General features: G+C 70.7%; 13 protein-coding genes and 1 pseudogene. 8 read left to right on the top strand and 6 right to left on the bottom strand.

The annotated features are described in order from the left end of the window. Positions 1 to 12: 12 nt before the first annotated feature. Positions 13 to 1,002 carry an FAD binding domain-containing protein gene (locus C1N81_RS40690; RefSeq protein ID WP_394436452.1) on the bottom strand — a complete coding sequence of 330 codons (990 nt, stop codon included), beginning with the start codon at positions 1,000 to 1,002 and terminating at the stop codon, positions 13 to 15. Then, on the bottom strand, positions 999 to 1,532 hold the full coding sequence (locus C1N81_RS40695) for a 2Fe-2S iron-sulfur cluster-binding protein (protein WP_394436453.1): 534 nt from the start codon (positions 1,530 to 1,532) through the stop codon (positions 999 to 1,001). Before C1N81_RS40695 ends, C1N81_RS40690 begins: the two co-directional genes overlap by 4 nt. 547 nt (positions 1,533 to 2,079) lie before the next feature. On the opposite strand from C1N81_RS40695, the gene C1N81_RS40700 reads away from it, so the two are divergent. The 7 genes and pseudogenes from C1N81_RS40700 (at position 2,080) to C1N81_RS40730 (ending at position 10,480) form a co-directional block, all read left to right on the top strand. Next, entirely contained in the window at positions 2,080 to 3,333 is a 1,254-nt protein-coding gene (locus C1N81_RS40700; protein ID WP_394436454.1) for an ABC transporter substrate-binding protein, read from the top strand. After that, positions 3,330 to 4,262, top strand: a complete 933-nt coding sequence (locus C1N81_RS40705; protein ID WP_394436455.1) for a carbohydrate ABC transporter permease — start codon at positions 3,330 to 3,332, stop codon at positions 4,260 to 4,262. The genes C1N81_RS40700 and C1N81_RS40705 overlap by 4 nt, the downstream gene beginning before the upstream one ends. Further along, on the top strand, positions 4,262 to 5,125 hold the full coding sequence (locus C1N81_RS40710; protein WP_394436456.1) for a carbohydrate ABC transporter permease: 864 nt from the start codon (positions 4,262 to 4,264) through the stop codon (positions 5,123 to 5,125). The genes C1N81_RS40705 and C1N81_RS40710 overlap by 1 nt, the downstream gene beginning before the upstream one ends. Before the next feature lie 254 nt (positions 5,126 to 5,379). Beyond that, the gene (locus tag C1N81_RS40715; protein WP_394436457.1) at positions 5,380 to 6,615 is read left to right on the top strand and encodes a Gfo/Idh/MocA family protein; all 1,236 of its coding nucleotides are present in this window, start codon (positions 5,380 to 5,382) and stop codon (positions 6,613 to 6,615) included. Positions 6,616 to 6,730: 115 nt separating this feature from the next. Further along, positions 6,731 to 7,069 (top strand): annotated as a pseudogene (locus C1N81_RS40720) (PRC-barrel domain-containing protein); the annotation flags it as partial. Positions 7,070 to 7,284: 215 nt separating this feature from the next. Then, a complete protein-coding gene (locus tag C1N81_RS40725; protein WP_394436458.1) occupies positions 7,285 to 8,871 on the top strand; it encodes an FMN-binding glutamate synthase family protein in 1,587 nt (528 codons plus the stop codon). Positions 8,872 to 8,956: 85 nt separating this feature from the next. Continuing rightward, on the top strand, positions 8,957 to 10,480 hold the full coding sequence (locus tag C1N81_RS40730; RefSeq protein ID WP_394436459.1) for a catalase: 1,524 nt from the start codon (positions 8,957 to 8,959) through the stop codon (positions 10,478 to 10,480). Between the two features lie 76 nt (positions 10,481 to 10,556). On the opposite strand, the gene C1N81_RS40735 is transcribed toward C1N81_RS40730, so the two are convergent. The 4 genes from C1N81_RS40735 to C1N81_RS40750 form a co-directional block, all read right to left on the bottom strand. Beyond that, positions 10,557 to 12,590, bottom strand: a complete 2,034-nt coding sequence (locus C1N81_RS40735; protein WP_394436460.1) for a CocE/NonD family hydrolase — start codon at positions 12,588 to 12,590, stop codon at positions 10,557 to 10,559. Between the two features lie 7 nt (positions 12,591 to 12,597). Continuing rightward, complete coding sequence (locus C1N81_RS40740; protein WP_394436461.1) at positions 12,598 to 13,917, bottom strand: ATP-grasp domain-containing protein; 1,320 nt, start codon at positions 13,915 to 13,917, stop codon at positions 12,598 to 12,600. Positions 13,918 to 14,036: 119 nt separating this feature from the next. Beyond that, on the bottom strand, positions 14,037 to 15,854 hold the full coding sequence (locus C1N81_RS40745; protein ID WP_394436462.1) for a thiamine pyrophosphate-requiring protein: 1,818 nt from the start codon (positions 15,852 to 15,854) through the stop codon (positions 14,037 to 14,039). A 156-nt stretch (positions 15,855 to 16,010) separates the two neighbouring features. Further along, positions 16,011 to 16,955 carry a non-homologous end joining protein Ku gene (locus C1N81_RS40750; protein ID WP_394436463.1) on the bottom strand — a complete coding sequence of 315 codons (945 nt, stop codon included), beginning with the start codon at positions 16,953 to 16,955 and terminating at the stop codon, positions 16,011 to 16,013. Between the two features lie 272 nt (positions 16,956 to 17,227). Between C1N81_RS40750 and C1N81_RS40755 the strand changes: the two genes are divergently transcribed. After that, complete coding sequence (locus C1N81_RS40755; protein ID WP_394436464.1) at positions 17,228 to 18,022, top strand: SigB/SigF/SigG family RNA polymerase sigma factor; 795 nt, start codon at positions 17,228 to 17,230, stop codon at positions 18,020 to 18,022. Positions 18,023 to 18,030: the final 8 nt, after the last annotated feature.

An 18,030-nucleotide genomic window follows, 5' to 3' on the forward strand; every position in this document is an offset into this window, starting at 1 on the left:
GTCCAGTCCTGTTCAGGCGGCGTTGCCGGCCAGGCGGCGCAGCACGTCGCAGGCGAGATTGCGGGCGAGCGGCACCTTGAAGGCGTTGTCGCGCAGCGGCTGCGCGGCGTCGAGTTCGAGGCCGACCGCGCGGCGGAACGCCTCGTCCGTCGCGGGCCCGCCCCGCAGCGCCTCCTCCGCGCGCAGCGCGCGCCAGGGCCGGTGCGCGAGGCCGCCGAACGCGAGCCGCACGTCGTGGACCACCGCGTCCCGCACGTCGAGCGCCGCCGCCACGGAGGCGAGGGCGAAGGCGTACGAGGCCCGGTCGCGGGCCTTGCGGTACAGGGAGGGCAGTCCGGCGGCCTCCGCGGGCAGCAGCACACCCGTGATCAGCTCGCCCGGCTCGATCTCCGTGTCGCGCTCCGGCCGGTCGCCGGGCAGCCGGTGGAACTCCGTCATCGGCACCGAGCGCGGCCCCGCGCCGCCGCGCAGCTCCACCCGGGCGTCGAGCGCGGCCAGCGCCACCGCCATGTCGGAGGGGTGCGTCGCGATGCACTGCGCCGAGTGTCCGAGGACGGCGTGGTCGCGGTGGACACCGTCGCGCGCCCCGCACCCCGACCCCGGTTCCCGCTTGTTGCACGGCTTCGCCGTGTCCTGGAAGTACGGGCAGCGGGTGCGCTGGAGCAGATTGCCGCCGGTCGTCGCCATGTTGCGCAGCTGGCCCGACGCGCCCGCGAGCAGGGCCTGCGACAGCAGCGGGAAACGGTCGCGGACCAGCGGATGCGCGGCCAGATCGCTGTTGGGCACGGTCGCGCCGACGCGCAGCGAACCGTCGGACAGCTCCTCGACGAAGTCGAGCGGCAGGTCGCCGACGGAGACGAGGTGGTGCGGCTGCTCGACGCCGAGCTTCATCAGGTCGACGAGGTTGGTGCCGCCGCCCAGATAGCGGGTGTCGGACCGGCCCGCGTGGGCCGCGGTGGCCTCCTCGACCGTGCGGGCGCGTACATACGCGAAGGGTTTCACCGGATCACGTCCTCGACGGCTTCGACGATGTGCGGGTAGGCGCCGCACCGGCACAGGTTGCCACTGAGCCGCTCCCGAATCTCTTCCCTGGTCAGCGCCACGGGGGCGCCGGTCGCGGCGCCGGGCGCGGTGACATGGGAGGGGTGGCCGGCCGCGGCCTCCGCGAGGGCGCCGACGGCGGAGCACAGCTGGCCCGGCGTGCAGTAACCGCACTGGAAGGCGTCCCGCTCCATGAACGCGTCCTGGAGCGGATGCCGCTCGTTCTCGGCGGCGCCGCGCAGCCCCTCCACGGTCGTGATCTCCGCGCCGTCGTGGGCGACCGCCAGCAACAGACAGCTGTTCGCGCGCCGCCCGTCGACCAGGACCGTGCACGCCCCGCACTGGCCGTGGTCGCAGCCCTTCTTGGCGCCGACGAGCCCGAGGTGCTCGCGCAGGGCGTCGAGCACGGTCGTGCGGTGGTCGAGCGAGAGGCAGTGCGGGCTGCCGTTGACCGTCAGGGACACGTCCGAACGGAAGGCGTCGGTGGGCATGGTGGCCTGCTCCTCAGGGTGACGCGTCGGCTGGAACCTACCTGGACACACATGGCGCCCACCCAGCCTGTGCCAAGCGCGGCCGCGCGGCATGTCGAGGGGGTCCGCTGTTCGGGCGAGCGGGTGCGTGCGTGGGAGGCGGGTGCGTGCGCGGGAGGCGGGAGGCGGGAGGCGGGAGGCGGGAGCGTCGAGGGCGAAGGCGGAGCGCCGTGCGCACGGTCCAGGGGGCTGTTGGGATGACCGCGAGGGGCACCCCTCGCCCCCTCCAGCCCGCCACCCCCGTCACCCGGAGCCCCCATGGCCCCGTCCCTGTGGGTATCGGCCTGCGGTTCTCTGACGGAGTCACTGTCGTGGCGGAACTCGTGATCGGCCGGCGCCAGTAGTGCGCGGAGCGGGTCGCGGAGGCTGACACACGCTCGTCGTCCCCTCGTCGAAAACCCCGTGCAGGGTTGATCGTTGGGCGCCCTGGAAAAGCACACCAGGTTCGCACCGCGCACCCGCGCACCCGCGCACCGCACACCGACGACCGAGACTGGGGACACGTGTCATGACCATCAGCCGCAGGGGACTGCTCGCCACCGGCGCCGCCTTCGGGCTGCTCACCGCTTGCGGGTCCAACACCGGCCGCGACGAGGGGGACGGGTCCGGCAACGGGCCGCGCCTGTCGCAGTGGTACCACCAGTACGGCGAGCATGGCACCGAACAGGCCGTGAAGAAGTACGCCGCCGCGTACAAGAAGGCGCGGGTCGACGTCCAGTGGCGGCCCGGCAACTACGACCAGCAGACCGCCGCCGCGCTGCTCACCACGTCGGGCCCGGACGTCTTCGAGGTCAACGGGCCGTCCCTGGACCAGATCCAGGGCAAGCAGGTGGCCGACCTCACCGATCTCTTCGAGGGCGTGAAGGACGACTTCAACCCGGCCGTGCTCGCCCCGAAGACGTACGACGGCAAGATCTGGGGCATCCCGCAGGTCATCGACATGCAGATGCTCTTCTACCGCAAGAGCATGCTGGCTGACGCGGGTGTACGGCCGCCCGGCACGCTCGATGAACTCGTGGACGCAGCGGCCGAGTTGACCGACAAGAAGGTCAAGGGACTCTTCCTCGGCAACGACGCGGGCGCCGGCGTCCTCGGCGGCACCCCGCTCTACGCCGCCGGCCTCTCCCTCGTCACCGAGGACGGCAAGGTCGGTTTCGACGACCCGGCGGCCGCCCGCGCCCTCGGCAAACTGCACCGCCTCTACGCCGACAAGTCCCTGCTGCTCGGCGCCCCCGCGGACTGGTCGGACCCGTCGGCGTTCACGCAGGGGCTCACGGCCATGCAGTGGTCGGGGCTCTGGGCGCTGCCCGCCGTGCAGAAGGCGCTCGGCGACGACTTCGGCGTGCTGCCGTTCCCGAAGGACGGCACGGGCGGCGCCCCGTCCGTGCCGGTCGGCGCGTACGCGGCGGCCGTCTCCACCCGCAGCAGGCACCAGCAGGCCGGTAAGGACTTCCTGAAGTGGTTGTGGATCGACCGGACCGACTACCAGGAGGACTTCGCGCTCGGCTACGGCTTTCACATCCCCGCCCGGATCTCCCTCGCCAAGAAGGCGGACAAGCTCAGGGACGGCGCCGCGGCGGACGCCGTCCGTTTCACCACCGACCACGGTTACGCGCAGCCGCTGCTGTGGACCCCGGCCTCCCAGACCGCGTACCAGGACGCCCTCAACCGGATCATCAAGGACGGCGCGAACCCGGAGAGCGAGCTGAAGCAGGTCGTGCGCAAGGTCTCCGCGGAGCTGGCCCGCGTGAACGCCGAGTGAGCGCCGCACAGCCGGGGACGGCGAAGCGGATCGCCCGCAACCGGGCGGGCTGGTTCTGGGTCTTCGTCGGCCCGTTCGTCATCGGCCTCGGCCTGTTCACCTACGTCCCGCTCGGCTGGAGCGTGTGGCTGAGCTTCTTCGACGCCCACAACACCGTCACCCCTGACCGGTTCGTCGGCCTCGACAACTACACGGCGCTCCTGCGCGACGAGGCGTTCCGCTCCAGCCTGTGGACGTTCTGCGTCTTCACCCTCTTCATCGTGCCGACGACCTACGCCGCCTCGCTCGCCCTCGCCCTCATGGTGAACCGGCTGAGGCGCGCCCAGGCGTTCTTCCGTTCGGTCTTCTTCCTCCCGGCGGCCTGCAGCTACGTGGTCGCCGCGCTGATCTGGAAGATGTCGCTCTTCAACGGCGTGCGCTTCGGGCTCGCCAACACTCTGCTGGGGTACGCCGGTTCGGATCCGGTCGCCTGGCTGTCCACCACGGACCCGCCCTGGTACTGGCTGGTCATCGTCACCGTACGGCTGTGGCTGCAGGCCGGGTTCTACATGATCCTCTTCCTGGCGGGCCTCCAGCGGATCAGCCCGACGCTCTACGAGGCCGCCGCCGTCGACGGGGCCCGGCCCGGCTGGCAGGTGTTCCGGCACATCACGTTCCCGCAGCTGCGCGCCACGTCGGTGGCGGTCGTGCTGTTGCTCGTCATCAACGCTTTCCAGGCGTTCGACGAGTTCTACAACCTGCTCTCCGACGCCCGCGGTTATCCGCCCTACGCGCGCCCGCCGCTCGTCTACCTCTATTACACGGCTCTCGGACAGGGGCAGAACCTCGGCCTCGGCAGTGCGGGCGCCGTGCTGCTGGCGCTGATCATCGCGGTGGTGACGGTCGGGCAGGCCCGCTGGTTCGGGCTCGGCAGGAAGGAGGCGGACTGATGACGTCCCCGCGGAACGGCCACATCCGGGAGGGGGACGCCCTGGTCCGCGCGGGGCGCGCCCTGCGTCTCGTCCTTCTCATCGCGCTCGCCGTGCTCTTCCTCATCCCCTTTTACCTGCTGGTCCGCAATGGCCTCGCCACCGAGCAGGACATCACCTCGCCCGACTGGACGTTCTTTCCCTCGGACGTGCGGTGGGGCAACCTGCGCGAACTGTTCGACGACACCTCGGTCCCCTTCGCGCGCTCGCTGCTCAACTCGGCGCTCATCGCCGTCGCGACGACCCTGGGCACGCTGCTGCTCGCCTCGCTCGCCGGATACGGGCTCGCCCGCATCCCGTACCGCCACGCGAACAAGGTGTTCTACGCCATCCTGGGCACGCTCATGGTCCCGGCGGCGGTGACGTTCGTGCCGACGTTCGTCCTGGTGTCGTCGCTCGGCTGGGTCTCGACGCTGCGCGGGCTCGTCGTGCCGACGCTGTTCTCCGCGTTCGCCTGCTTCATCTTCCGCCAGTACTTCCTGGGCTTCCCCGAGGAGCTGGAGGACGCGGCCCGTGTCGACGGGCTCGGCCCCTGGCGCACGTACTGGCTCGTGGTGGTGCCGAACGCCCGGCCGGTCTTCGCGGCCGTCGGCACCATCGTCTTCATCGGGGCGTGGAACGCGTTCCTGTGGCCGCTCGTGATCGGGCAGGACCGCAATGCCTGGACGGTGCAGGTGGCGCTGTCCTCGTTCAGCACGTCCCAAGTGGTGCGCCTGCACGAGCTGTTCATCGCGGCGGCGGTGTCGATCGTGCCGCTGCTCGTGGTGTTCCTGCTGTTCCAGCGGTGGATCGTGGCGGGGGTGGAGCGCTCGGGCATCGACTGATCACCGCACCGCCACCGGTCGCACCGGTCGACATCGAGTGCGCGAAGTTGCGTTGAACCATCATTGACGCGTCAACTTCAAGCAAATAGCGTCGGGGTGTTCCGGTCCCGTCCGACTCCGGAAGGCCCCGCGTGCGCAGACGCCCCTCCGCGCGGCCGCCGCCACGACGCGGGCGGCGGGGCCCGCCGCGCTCCGGGGCGCCCGACTGACCGCATACCCGCATCGCTTTCTCCGGCATGAAGGGCTGAGCACGCGTGACCGACACCTCCTCCCTCTCCACCGCACCGTCCGGCGGCGGTACGCACACCCGGGACCTGCGCCTCGGCGTCATCGGCCTCGGCCTGCGCGCCACCCTCGCGCAGGAGGCCCACCACCCCGGCGAGGGCTCCGCCGTGGTGGCCGTCGCCGACACCGCGCCCGCGATGTTCGACCGGGCCCGCTCCTGGTTCGGCGCGGACGTCCACACCTACGCGGGCCACCAGGAGATGCTCGCCGCCGAGGACCTCGACGCCGTCTTCGTCATCACCCCCGACCACACCCACGAGGCGCTCGCCGTCGACCTGCTGCGGGCCGGCGTCGCCGTCTTCGTGGAGAAGCCGCTCGCCATCACCACCGAGGGCTGCGACCGCGTACTCGAAGCCGCGCGCGAGAGCGGGGCCCGGCTGTACGTCGGCCACAACATGCGCCACATGCCGGTGGTCCGCGTCATGCGCGACCTCATCAGGCGCGGTGAGATCGGCGAGGTCAAGGCGGTCTGGTGCCGCCACTTCGTCGGCCACGGCGGCGACTTCTACTTCAAGGACTGGCACGCCGACCGCCGCAACACCACGAGCCTGCTCCTGCAGAAGGGCGCCCACGACCTCGACGTCATCCACTGGCTGGCCGGCGCCTACACCGAGCGGGTCAGCGCCCTCGGCGGCCTCACCGTCTACGGGGACATCGCCGACCGCTCGGGACAGGCGGCGGGCGCCACCATGCCGGACTGGTACGACCCCGATAACAACTGGCCGCCGCTCTCCCTGACCGGGCTCAACCCGGTCGTCGACGTCGAGGACCTGTCGATGATGGTCATGCGGCTCGAAGGCGGCGTCCACGCCAGCTACCAGCAGTGCCACTACACGCCCGACTACTGGCGCAACTACACCGTCATCGGCACCGAGGGCCGCCTGGAGAACTTCGGCGACCACGGCGACACCGCCGAGGTACGGGTCTGGAAGCGGCGCAGCGGCTACCGGGCCGACGCCGACCTCGTCGTCCCCATGCCCTCGCCGGGCGAGGGCGGGCACGGCGGCTCCGACCCGATGCTCGTCGCCGAGTTCCTGCGCTTCGTCCGCGGCGGCGGCGCCACCGACACCAGCCCGGTCGCGGCCCGCGAGGCCGTCGCGGCGGGCGTCGCCGCGACGGAGTCCCTGCGCGCCGACGGCCGCCCGGTCACCGTCACCCGCGTCGACCCGGAGCTCGCGCGATGGTTCGGCGACGGCCAACAATGACGCGGTCCGTTTAGCAGCGGGGGAGCCGGATAGTCGGGTGGAGTCGCCGGACAGGACGCACGGTGCGGCCCCGCACCGCCTCTCCAGCAGCGACACAAGGACGGAGGGAAGCACTATGACCGAGAACATCTGGAACTACCCGGCCAGTGCTGGTCACACTCCGAACGCCGACCTGACGGGCTACAAGGTCGAGGCCACCGACGGCCACATCGGCAAGGTGGACAAGCACTCGGGCGACGTCGGCTCGCAGTACATCGTCGTCGACACCGGCGTGTGGATCTTCGGCAAGGAGGTCCTGCTGCCCGCCGGCACCATCACGGGCATCGACGCCGAGGCGAAGACGATCCAGGTGGCGCGCACCAAGGACGAGATCAAGCACGCGCCCGAGTTCGACAAGGACAAGCACCTCGGCGACGCCGGGTACCACGAGTCGCTCGGCTCGTACTACGGCACCACCGGCGTCACCCGCACCCCCGGCACCCCGGGCACCCCGGGTGTCTCCGACACGCCGGGCACACCGCGCACCCCGGGCGGGGGCACGTCGGCCGGCGGCCGGCCGGTGATCTGACGTACGCACATGTGTGAAGCAGGTCAGCGGGCCGGGTCGCCGTACGTGACCCGGCCCGCTCACACGTATGCCCCGCTGGAGATACAGGTGAGACGAGGAACATGACGCGTTTCGCGACCGTAGGTCTGCTGACGGTGTGCGCGGCCGGCGGGGTGCTGCTCGCCCTGCTCGCCTCCCCGTGGTGGTGGGCGGCGGCGGGACCGCTCGTGGCCGTGGCGCTGACCGGCGTGTACGACCTCGCTCAGCGCCGCCACTCCGTGCTGCGCAACTACCCGGTCCTCGGCCACCTGCGGTTCCTGATGGAGGCCCTGCGCCCGGAGCTTCAGCAGTACTTCGTCGAGCGCAACTACGACGGCAGGCCCTATGACCGTGACACCCGCTCCCTCGTCTACGAACGGGCCAAGGGCGTCGACGCCGAGGAGCCGTTCGGCAGCGAGCGCGACATGCACGAGCGCGGCTACGAGTTCCTCGTCCCGTCCATGGCACCGGTCGACGTGGCGAAGGAGCCGCCCCGGGTCCGGATCGGTGGGCCCGACTGCGCCGCACCGTACGACATGGCCCTGCTCAACGTCTCCGCGATGAGCTTCGGCTCGCTCTCCGCCAACGCCGTCCTGGCGCTGAACACGGGCGCGGCCCGCGGCGGGTTCGCGCACGACACCGGCGAGGGCGGCCTCTCCGAGTACCACCTGGGGCCCGGCGGCGACCTCGTCTGGGAGATCGGCACCGGCTACTTCGGCTGCCGCACCCGCGACGGCGGATTCGACGCGGAGCAGTTCGCCGAGAAGGCCGCGCACCCGTCCGTGCGCTGTGTGTCGCTCAAGCTGTCCCAGGGCGCCAAGCCGGGGATCGGGGGAGTGCTCCCCGGCGGCAAGGTCAACGCCGAGATCGCGTCCGTGCGCGGGGTTCCGCAGGGCGAGACGGTCATCTCACCCCCGTACCACCAGGTCTTCTCCACCCCGCGCGAACTCGTCGCCTTCCTCGCGCGGATGCGTGAGCTGGCCCACGGCAAGCCGGTCGGGTTCAAACTGTGCCCCGGCTCGCGCACCCAGTTCCTCGCGGTCTGCAAGGCCATGCGGGCGGAGGGCGTCACCCCCGACTTCATCGTGGTGGACGGCGCCGAGGGCGGCACGGGCGCGGCCCCCCTGGAGTTCGCCGACCACCTCGGGATGCCGCTCACCGAGGGGCTCTTCACCGTGCACGCGGCCCTGACCGGGGCGGGGCTGCGGGACCGCGTCCGGATCGGCGCCAGCGGCAAGGTGGCGACGGGCGCCGACATCGTCAAGCGGCTCGCCCTCGGCGCCGACTACACCAATGCCGCGCGGGCCATGATGTTCGCCGTCGGCTGCATCCAGGCGCAGCGCTGTCACACCAACCGCTGCCCGACCGGTGTGACCACCCAGGACCCGCGCCGAGCCCGCGCCCTCGACGTCACGGACAAGTCCGCGCGCGTCGCCCGCTTCCAGGAGGCGACGGTGAAGAGCGCGCTGCAGATCATGGCCGCGATGGGCGTCAGCGACCTCAGGGACCTCGGCCCGCACCTGCTGCGCCGAAGGGAGGACCACGGCGGATTCCGCTCCTACTCCGAGCTGTACGCGTGGCTCGCCCCCGGCGAGCTGCTCGCGGCGCCGCCCGAGAGCTGGGCGGCGGACTGGAAGGCGGCGAGCCCGGACACCTTCGCCATGCGGTGATACATATCGGTGCACAAGCCGTGAATCGGGGTATACGAGTCATGGCGCGTAGGAAACAGCACACATGGAAAGGCACCCACAACCCATGAGTGACGTCACAGGCAAAGCGACGACCACTGACTCCGGGGCCCCGGTCGAGAGCGACGAACACTCGCTCACGGTGGGCCCCGGTGGACCGATCCTCCTCCAGGACTCCTATCTGATCGAGCAGATGGCGCAGTTCAACCGGGAGCGCATCCCCGAGCGGCAGCCGCACGCCAAGGGCAGCGGCGCCTTCGGCCACTTCGAGGTCACCGCGGATGTCAGCGCCTACACGAAGGCCGCGCTCTTCCAGCCCGGCACCCGTACGGAGCTGGTCGCCAGGTTCTCCACCGTCGCCGGCGAGCGCGGGAGCCCGGACACCTGGCGCGACCCGCGCGGTTTCGCGGTGAAGTTCTACACCACCGAGGGCAACTACGACATGGTGGGGAACAACACCCCGGTCTTCTTCGTGAAGGACCCGATGAAGTTCCAGCACTTCATCCGGTCCCAGAAGCGCCGTGCCGACAACAACCTGCGCGACCACGACATGCAGTGGGACTTCTGGACGCTCTCGCCCGAGTCCGCGCACCAGGTCACCTGGCTGATGGGTGACCGCGGCATCCCGCGCACCTGGCGCCACATGAACGGCTACACGTCGCACACCTACATGTGGATCAACGCCCAGGGCGAGCGGTTCTGGGTGAAGTACCACTTCAAGACCGACCAGGGCATCGAGTGCTTCACCCAGCACGAGGCCGACCAGATGGCCGCGGCGGACACGGACTACCACACCCGTGACCTCTTCGAGCACATCCGCGACGGCGAGTACCCCAGCTGGACGCTGTACGTGCAGATCATGCCGTACGAGGACGCGGCCACCTACCGCTTCAACCCCTTCGACCTCACCAAGGTCTGGCCGCACGGGGACTACCCGCTGCACGAGGTCGGCCGGATGACCCTGGACCGCAACCCCACGGACAACCACGCCGAGATCGAGCAGGCGGCCTTCCAGCCGAACAACCTCGTCCCCGGCATCGGCCCGAGCCCCGACCGGATGCTGCTCGCGCGGCTGTTCTCCTACGCCGACGCGCACCGCCACCGCATCGGCGGCAACTACCAGCAGCTCCCGGTCAACGCGCCGGTCGTGCCCGTGCACACGTACTCCAAGGACGGCGCCATGGCGTACCACAAGCGCCAGGACCCGGTGTACGCGCCGAACTCCAAGGGCGGCCCGGCCGCCGACACGGAGCGCTACGGCACGCCGCCCAGCTGGTACGCGGACGGCGACATCACCCGCGCCGCCTACGTCGACCACGCCGAGGACGACGACTGGGGCCAGGCGGGCACGATGGTGCGCGAGGTCCTCGACGACGCCGCGCGCGACCGCCTCGTCGACAACGTCGTCGGCCACCTGCTCAACGGGGTGACCGAGCCGGTGCTCGAGCGCGCCTTCCAGTACTGGTCCAACATCGACAAGTCCCTCGGCGAGCGCATCAAGGAAGGTGTGCGGGCGAAGGCGGACGAGAAGGACCCGAAGGCCGCGGAGCAGGCCAACCCGGCCCGCGAAAGCATGCAGCGCAAGGCCTGAGCCCTGCACACACATGTCTGCCGCTGCCCCTCCGAGGGGCAGCGGCAGACATGTGTGTGCGGGCGGGAAAAGGTGCCTACAGGGCGTCCCGGGGGAGTGTCTCGTTCCAGGTCCGCGAGAAGACGCGGCGGTCGGACTCGAACGCGTCCAGCGTCGCGTCGACCTGGAACGAGGTCGCGTCGCAGCGCAGCGTCGTGCTGGTGACCACCTTGACGTCCCAGTCCTCGCCCCGCCGGAACCGCATCGTCCACGTGGTCTCGCCCGCCGGTGAGGTGAAGTCGTCGGCGGTGGAGGTGTACTTCTCCACCGCCCGCAGCCCCACGTCCAGGTCGATCGCGTCGAAGTGCACGATGCCCCGGTCCTTCACGATCCGCAGGGTCGAGCCGTAGTCCACCAGGTCACGGGTGACCTCCCAGCGCTCCTCGGGCTGGGTGACGGCCCGGGTGGTGAGCGGCCGGGTGCCCTCGGGTGCCTCGAACGGGGCCGGCGCCGTCGCGGGATCGTCGTCGCTCCCCGCGGGCCGCACCGGAAGGACCAGACGGCACGGCTCCTCGTCCACCGTCAGGGACGTCGGGCGCGGCGGCGGCCAGGCGAGCGGCCAGTACGACGTCGACAGGGAGAGCCGGATCCGGTGGCCGGGCGGGAACGCCTGGGCCACACCGTTGAGCTCGAACGCGACCCGGTACGGCTGTCCGGGCTCGACCGGCACCGGTTCGTCCGTGCCGTCGCGCCGCGTCAGGTTGAGGATGCCGTAGGTGACCCGCGTCGCGCGGCCGTCGGGCGCCACGTCGGAGATTCGCGCCGCTACCATCGCGACCGGCCGGTCCGCGCTCACCTCCAGCTCGACGCGCGGCGAACCGAGGACCTCCACGCGCTCGGTGAGCGGCTCCGTCTCGTAGACCAGGGAGCCGCCGTCCTCCTCGCGCTGGTCGTAGGGGAGGTCCGGCGGGGCGTTGTACGAGGCCCACTTCCCCGCGAACTGGCCGACGGACAGCGGTGATTGGATGCTGGTCCGCTTCGTGACCGGCGCCTTCTCGGCCGGGGACGCGAGCCGCCCCGAGCCCAGCTGGTACGCCGTCTCCTCGATGCGCTCCGAGGGCAGGTTCTCGCCGACCCAGCGTCCGGGCCGCTCCTCGTAGGACGTGGACGGCGGCACGCTCTCCTGCATCCAGGCCCGCAGCATCGGGCCGTCCGTCGCCCCGTTGTCCGCGCCCTTGAGCCAGTGGTCGAACCAGCGCACGACCTCCTGGAGGTAGCCGATCGCGGGCCCCGGCTCGCCCAGGTGCGGGTACTTGTGCGACCAGGGGCCGACGAGGCCCTTGCGGGGCACGTCGAGGCGGCTCAGCAGGCGCGTCACCGCGTTCGAGTAGCCGTCGGCCCAGCCGCTGGAGGCGAGCACGGGGGTGCGGACCGCCGTGTAGTCCTCGCACACCGAGGCGTGCCGCCAGTAGGCGTCGCGGCGCTGGTGGCGCAGCCAGTTGAGCACCCACGGCTCGACGGCCTCCAGGCGCTCGCGCCACATGTCCCGCCAGGCGTCGCCGACCGTCGCGGGGTCGGGCGGGCAGGTGGAGTAGGCGAACATCGTGCCCGCCTCGCCGAGGTTGTCGGAGAGCAGTGCTCCGCCCATGTAGTGCATGTCGTCGGCGTACCGGTCGTCCGTGAACGACGAGATGACGATCGCCTTGAGGCTCGGCGGGCGGCGCGCGGCGACCTGAAGCGCGGCGAACGCGCCCCACGAAATGCCCATCATCCCGGTGCCGCCGTCGCACCAGGGCTGCTCGGCCAGCCAGGCGAGGATGTCCTCGGCGTCGGCCTGCTCGCGCTCCAGGTACTCGTCGGTGAGGACGCCCTCGGAGTCGCCGGTGCCGCGCAGGTCTACGCGGACGCACGCGTAGCCGTGCCCGGCGATGTACGGGTGGTGGATCGAGTCGCGGACCGAGCTCAGGTCCCGCTTGCGGTAGGGGATGTACTCCAGGACGGCGGGGACCGGGGCCGTGTCGGAGGAGACCGGACGCCAGATCCGGGCCGACAGGTGGATGCCGTCCGACATCGGGATCCTGACGTTCTCCTCTTCCTTCGTGGCGTGCGGGAGGTTCTCGACGTATCGCATGGCTCTCTCAGGACGACGGGGTGGAGTCGGTCGGGGTGGAGTCCGACGGGGTGTCGAACGTCAGGCGCAGCGCCGCCACGCACCGGTCGTACTTCTCACGCAGCTCCTCCTCACTGTCACCTCCGGTGAAGATGTGTGCCACTTCGTAGCTGTAGCTGTCCTGCTGCCCGATCTCGGACAGGTGCTGCGCCTCCTCGGGCACGACGTCGATCCGGACGCCGGGGACGCTCTTCTCGATCCTCCTGATCTCGTCGTCGGACGGCGTCCTGCGGACCACACCGTCGGTGAACCAGCGGTAGTACCACTTGGCGGCCAGCGCGTACGGGCCCTCGCGGTGCGGCAGCGCGGGGTCCTCGCCGAGGGCGAGCGCCAGCATGGCGTGGTGGTTGGGGACGCCGTCGACGTACTCGAAGAGTTCGGCGTACGACTGCGAGTGGCGCGGGTTGATCTCCAGGATCGCCACCGTGTCGGTGTGCGGGTCGTAGAAGAACTCGATGCTGAACGTCGCCCCGTCCATGCCGATCCGCCGCATGACGCGCGCGGAGACCTCCCGAAGCCGCTGCTGCACGGGGGCGGGCAGCGCGGAGGGGTACTGGTGCCGCAGGAAGCTGGTGGAGTGCGGGTAGTTGATCGAGTCGAGCACGCCGTAGACGGTGACCTCGCCGTCGTGGACGTACCCCTCGACCGCGACCTGGAGCCCTTCGAGCGCCTCCTCGGCCAGGCACACCTGACCGCCCACGCCCGCCATCTCCGGCGGCAGTTCCAGCTGGTCGAGGATGTACTCGAAGGGGCGGCCGACCCGGGCGATGCCGTCCCGGACGTGCCCGACGGCCTCCTGGAACTCGTCCAGGTCCTTGACGCCGTAGGCGAGCTCGGAGGAGTACGACAGGGCGGGCTTGATCCACATCGGGAAGGAGACACCCTCCGGCGGCCGCGGGTCGTCGGCGCTCAGGTCGACGCGGCCGAAGTTCGGGTGCTCCGAGACCACCTCCGCCTGCACGAGGCGGCTCCAGTACTTGTGCTCGCACTTGACGATGGATTCCAGGCTCGTGGCCCGTGTGCCGTACCGCTCGCCGAGGATCGGCACCAAGGTGCTGACCGGGAAGTCCCAGTAGCCGACGATCGCGTCGACCGGCCCGTCGAAGGCGTCGAGCACCTCGCACGCGCGGTCGATGAGATCGGGGACGCTGACCTCGCCACCCTGCAGCTCCTCGATGGTCAGGAGCGGGTGGAAGGCCAGGGTGTCGGCGCGCGGAACGGCTTGCAGGGTGGGCAGGTTCGCGTCGTCGAGACCGAGTACGAACACGTTCTGGCGGCGCTGCGTCACGAGCGGCTCCTTACGTTGGTGACCCGCCCTGGGTACCCGACGACCGCACCCGCACACACATCGTGCGTCACCCGTGTCGACTGCCGCCACCTGCGCAGAAGGTGACGGCAGCCGGGTGTCTACTTGTCGTGCTTGCCGCCCGGCAACATCTCCTGCACCTTCGCCTTGAACCCCTGCTTCACCACGCCGGCGGTGTCCGGGTCACCCTTGAGGATCGCCGTCGCCGCCGCCTCGATCTGGTCCAGCGTGGCGTGCGGCGGGATCGGCGGCACGGCCGGATCGGTGCGGAAGTCGAGCACGAACGGCCGGTCGGAGGCGAGCGCCTGCCGCCACGCGCCCTCCACCTCGCCCGGCTTCTCCACCCGTACGCCGTTCAGGCCGATGGAGCGGGCGAAGTCCGCGTACGCGACGTCCGGCAGCGCCTGCGACGCGAGGAACTGCGGCGCGCCCGACATCGCCCGCATCTCCCAGGTGACCTGGTTGAGGTCCAGGTTGTTCAGGACGGCGACGACGAGCTGCGGGTTCGACCATTCCTTCCAGTACTTCGCGGCCGTGATCAGCTCGGCCATGCCGTTCATCTGCATCGCGCCGTCACCGACGAGCGCGATCGCCGGCCGGTCGGGATGCGCGAACTTCGCGCCGATGACGTACGGGACACCCGGCCCCATCGTGGCGAGCGTGCCCGACAGGGAGCCCCGCATCGACCCGCGAAAGCGCAGGTGGCGCGCGTACCAGTTGGCGGCGGAGCCGGAGTCCGCGGCGAGGATCGCGTCGTCCGGCAGCAGGTCGTCCAGGGTGTGCACGACGTGCTCGGGGTTGATCGGGTCGGCCTCCACGGCGGCGCGCCGCTCCATCACCTCCCACCAGCGCGCGACATCCTTCTCGATCTTCTTGCGCCACTTGCCGTGGGACTTCTTGCGCAGATGGGGCAGGAGCCGGGACAGCGTCTTCTGCGCGTCACCGACCAGGTTCAGCTCGAAGGGGTAGCGCAGCCCGATCATGTGCGGATCGATGTCGATCTGCACCGCCCGCGCCTGCCCGTACTCCGGCAGGAACTGGCTGTACGGGAAGCTGGAGCCGATCACCAGCAGGGTGTCGCACTCCTGCATCAGCTCGTACGAGGGCCGGGTGCCGAGCAGTCCGATGGAACCGGTGACGTAGGGCAGGGTGTCCGGCAGCGCGTCCTTGCCGAGCAGCGCCTTCGCGACACCGGCGCCGAGGAGGTCCGCGACCTGCTCGACCTCGGCGCGGGCGCCGCGCGCGCCCTGGCCGACGAGGACGGCGACCTTCTCGCCCGCGTTCAGGATCTCCGCCGCCTTCAGCAGGTCCTCGTCGTCGGGGACGGGCGCGTACGACGACATGCCGAGGCTGGACGGCACCATCTTGAAGGCGTGCGTCGGCGGCGAGTAGTCCAGCTCCTGCACGTCGGCCGGGACGATGATCGCCGTGACGGTGCGGCGCGCGTAGGCGGTCCGGAAGGCGCGGTCGATGACGGCGGGCAACTGCTCGGGGACGGTCACCATCTCGCAGAAGTCGGAGGCCACGTCCTTGAAGAGGCTCAGCAGGTCGACCTCCTGCTGGTAGGAGCCGCCCATGGCGCTGCGGTTGGTCTGCCCGACGATGGCGACGACCGGTACGTGGTCCAGTTTGGCGTCGTACAGGCCGTTGAGGAGGTGGATCGCGCCGGGCCCGGACGTCGCGGCGCAGACGCCCGCCTTGCCACTGAACTTCGCGTAGCCGACCGCCTCGAACGCGGCCATCTCCTCGTGGCGGGCCTGGATGAACTCGGGCTTGTTGTCGGCACGGCCCCACGCCGCGAGAAGGCCGTTGATGCCGTCGCCCGCGTAGGCGAAGACATGCTCGACCTCCCAGTCGCGCAGGCGCTCGAGGATGTGGTCGGAGACCTTCTTCGACACGGTGGATCCCTTCCTGGTCATGGTGGTCGCTCGCTCTGCTCCGAGATGTCGGATTCCGGGTGTCCGGCATCCGGGCACACATGCGTGCGACAGAGGTGCGTGTCGAATCGGGCGGGGTGGTGTGTGTGGAGTGGCGCGTCGGCACCGCCGTCGTCCGGGGCCGCCCACGCGCTCCGGTCACGCCGAGCGGCGCGTCCGCTTCGGCGGGGTCGTCTTCTTCGCCGGCTGCTTGGCCGTCTTCTTCGCCGCCGCGGTCTTCTTCGTCGTCTTCTTGGCGGCGGCCTTCTTCTTCGGCATCTCGTGCACCGTCGCGTGCGCGTCGTCGCCGGAGCCACGCGAGCTCCGCGCCTGCTGCACCGACTGCTCCAGAGCCGCCATGAGGTCGAGGACGCGACCGGACGCGGGTTCCTCGGGCGCCGCGGCGGGCGGCTGCCTGCCGTCGGCCTTGGCGTGGATGACCTCCTCCAGGGCGGCCGTGTAGCGGTCGGCGGCCCACTCGGCCTCCTCCAGCGGCTCGTCCCGGGTCATGGAGTCGATGAGGAGCAGCGCCTCGTCGACCTCGTCGCCGGTGATGTCGACCGGGGCCGGGGCCAGTTCCCCGGGGGAGCGGACCTCGTCCGGCCACTTGAGGGCGTGCAGCGCGATGACGGACTCCTTGGCCCGGAGCAGTCCGAGCCGCTCCCGCCCGTGCCACGCGAACTTGGCGATCGCCGCTTTCGCGTTGCGCTCGAGCGCCTTGCGCAGCAGCACGTACGGCTTCGTGGCGGCCTGCCCGCCGGCCTCCAGGTAGTACCCCTCGCCGATCTGGATCGGGTCGATCGTCTCGTAGGGCACGAAGGCCACGATCTCGATCGCCTTCGCGGTGGGCAGCGGGATCTCGCGCAGCTCCTCGTCCGAGACGGCTACGACCTGCCCGGGAGCGATCTCGTACCCCTTGCCGATCTCGTCCTGGGTGACCTCGCGGTCCTCCAGTTCGCACACCTTGCGGCTGCGGACCCGCCCCATGTCCTCCAGGTGGTACTGGTGGAACCGGATGCTGTGGTCCTCGGTGGCGGTCATCACCCGGATCGGGATGGTGACGAGCCCGAACGAGATGGCGCCGGTCCACACGGGGCGGGGCATGACGAACCTCCCTGGTCGGCCCCGAGAACGCCAGTCTAGGCCGGGGCCGGGCATCCGGCCGGGCCGCAGGGACGCCCGGACCTCTCCGCGTGCGACCCGCACCCGCCGCGCGTAGCGTGATCAGTGTCCGCTGTTTGTCCCAGGGGACGACGGGCAGGCGGTGTGAGTGCTTGAGACCACAGGCGCGTCCGCGGGGAGCTTCGTACCCGGATGCAGTCTGGTCTCTGCTTCTCGCGTTCTTTCGTTTCACAGCGTTGAGGAGCGAGTTCTCCATGGCCACTCAGCATTCGCACGACGATGCGCCCGACACCGAGCACACTTTCGCCCTGATGGCCGACAGCCCGGCGGGCCGTGAACACGACGTCCTGTTCGAGGAACTGGTCGAGGCCTGGCTGCCGATGGCGAACCGTCTCGCCCGGCGGTTCCGCAACAAGGGCGAGAACATACAGGACCTCCAACAGGTCGCCGCGATGGGTCTGGTCAAGGCCGTCGAGCGCTACGACGCCGGACGCGGCGCGTTCGAGGCGTACGCCGTCCCCACGATCACCGGCGAACTGCGCCGCCACTTCCGCGACCACACTTGGGACGTACGGGTGCCCCGCCGCGTGCAGGACCTGCGCAACAAGGTCCGTGTCGCACGCCGTGAACTCCTGGAGGCCCCCGGCCGCGACGGCGAGCCGAGCGTCGAGGAGATCGCCGGGCACACGGACCTGAGCTGCGGCGACGTACGGGACGGGCTCGAAGCCCTGGAGAGCTACAGCGCCCTGTCCCTGGACGCGGAGACGGGCGCGGCGGACGACGGGTTCAGCCTGGCCGACACCCTCGGCGAGTCCGACGCGGGCTATGACCTGATCGCCGACCGGGAGGCCGCCAAGGAGGGCCTGCGCGACCTGCCCGAGCGCGAACGCACCATCTTGTACCTCCGCTTCTTCGAGGACATGACGCAGGCCCGGATCGCCGAGGTGGTCGGCATCTCCCAGATGCACGTCTCCCGCCTCATCAGCCGCAGCTGCGCCACCGTCCGCGAGCACGCGGCCCGGCCCTCCCGGCACGGGCAGGCCGCCTGACCCACCAG

This window comes from Streptomyces sp. SGAir0957 (genome assembly GCF_043523415.1).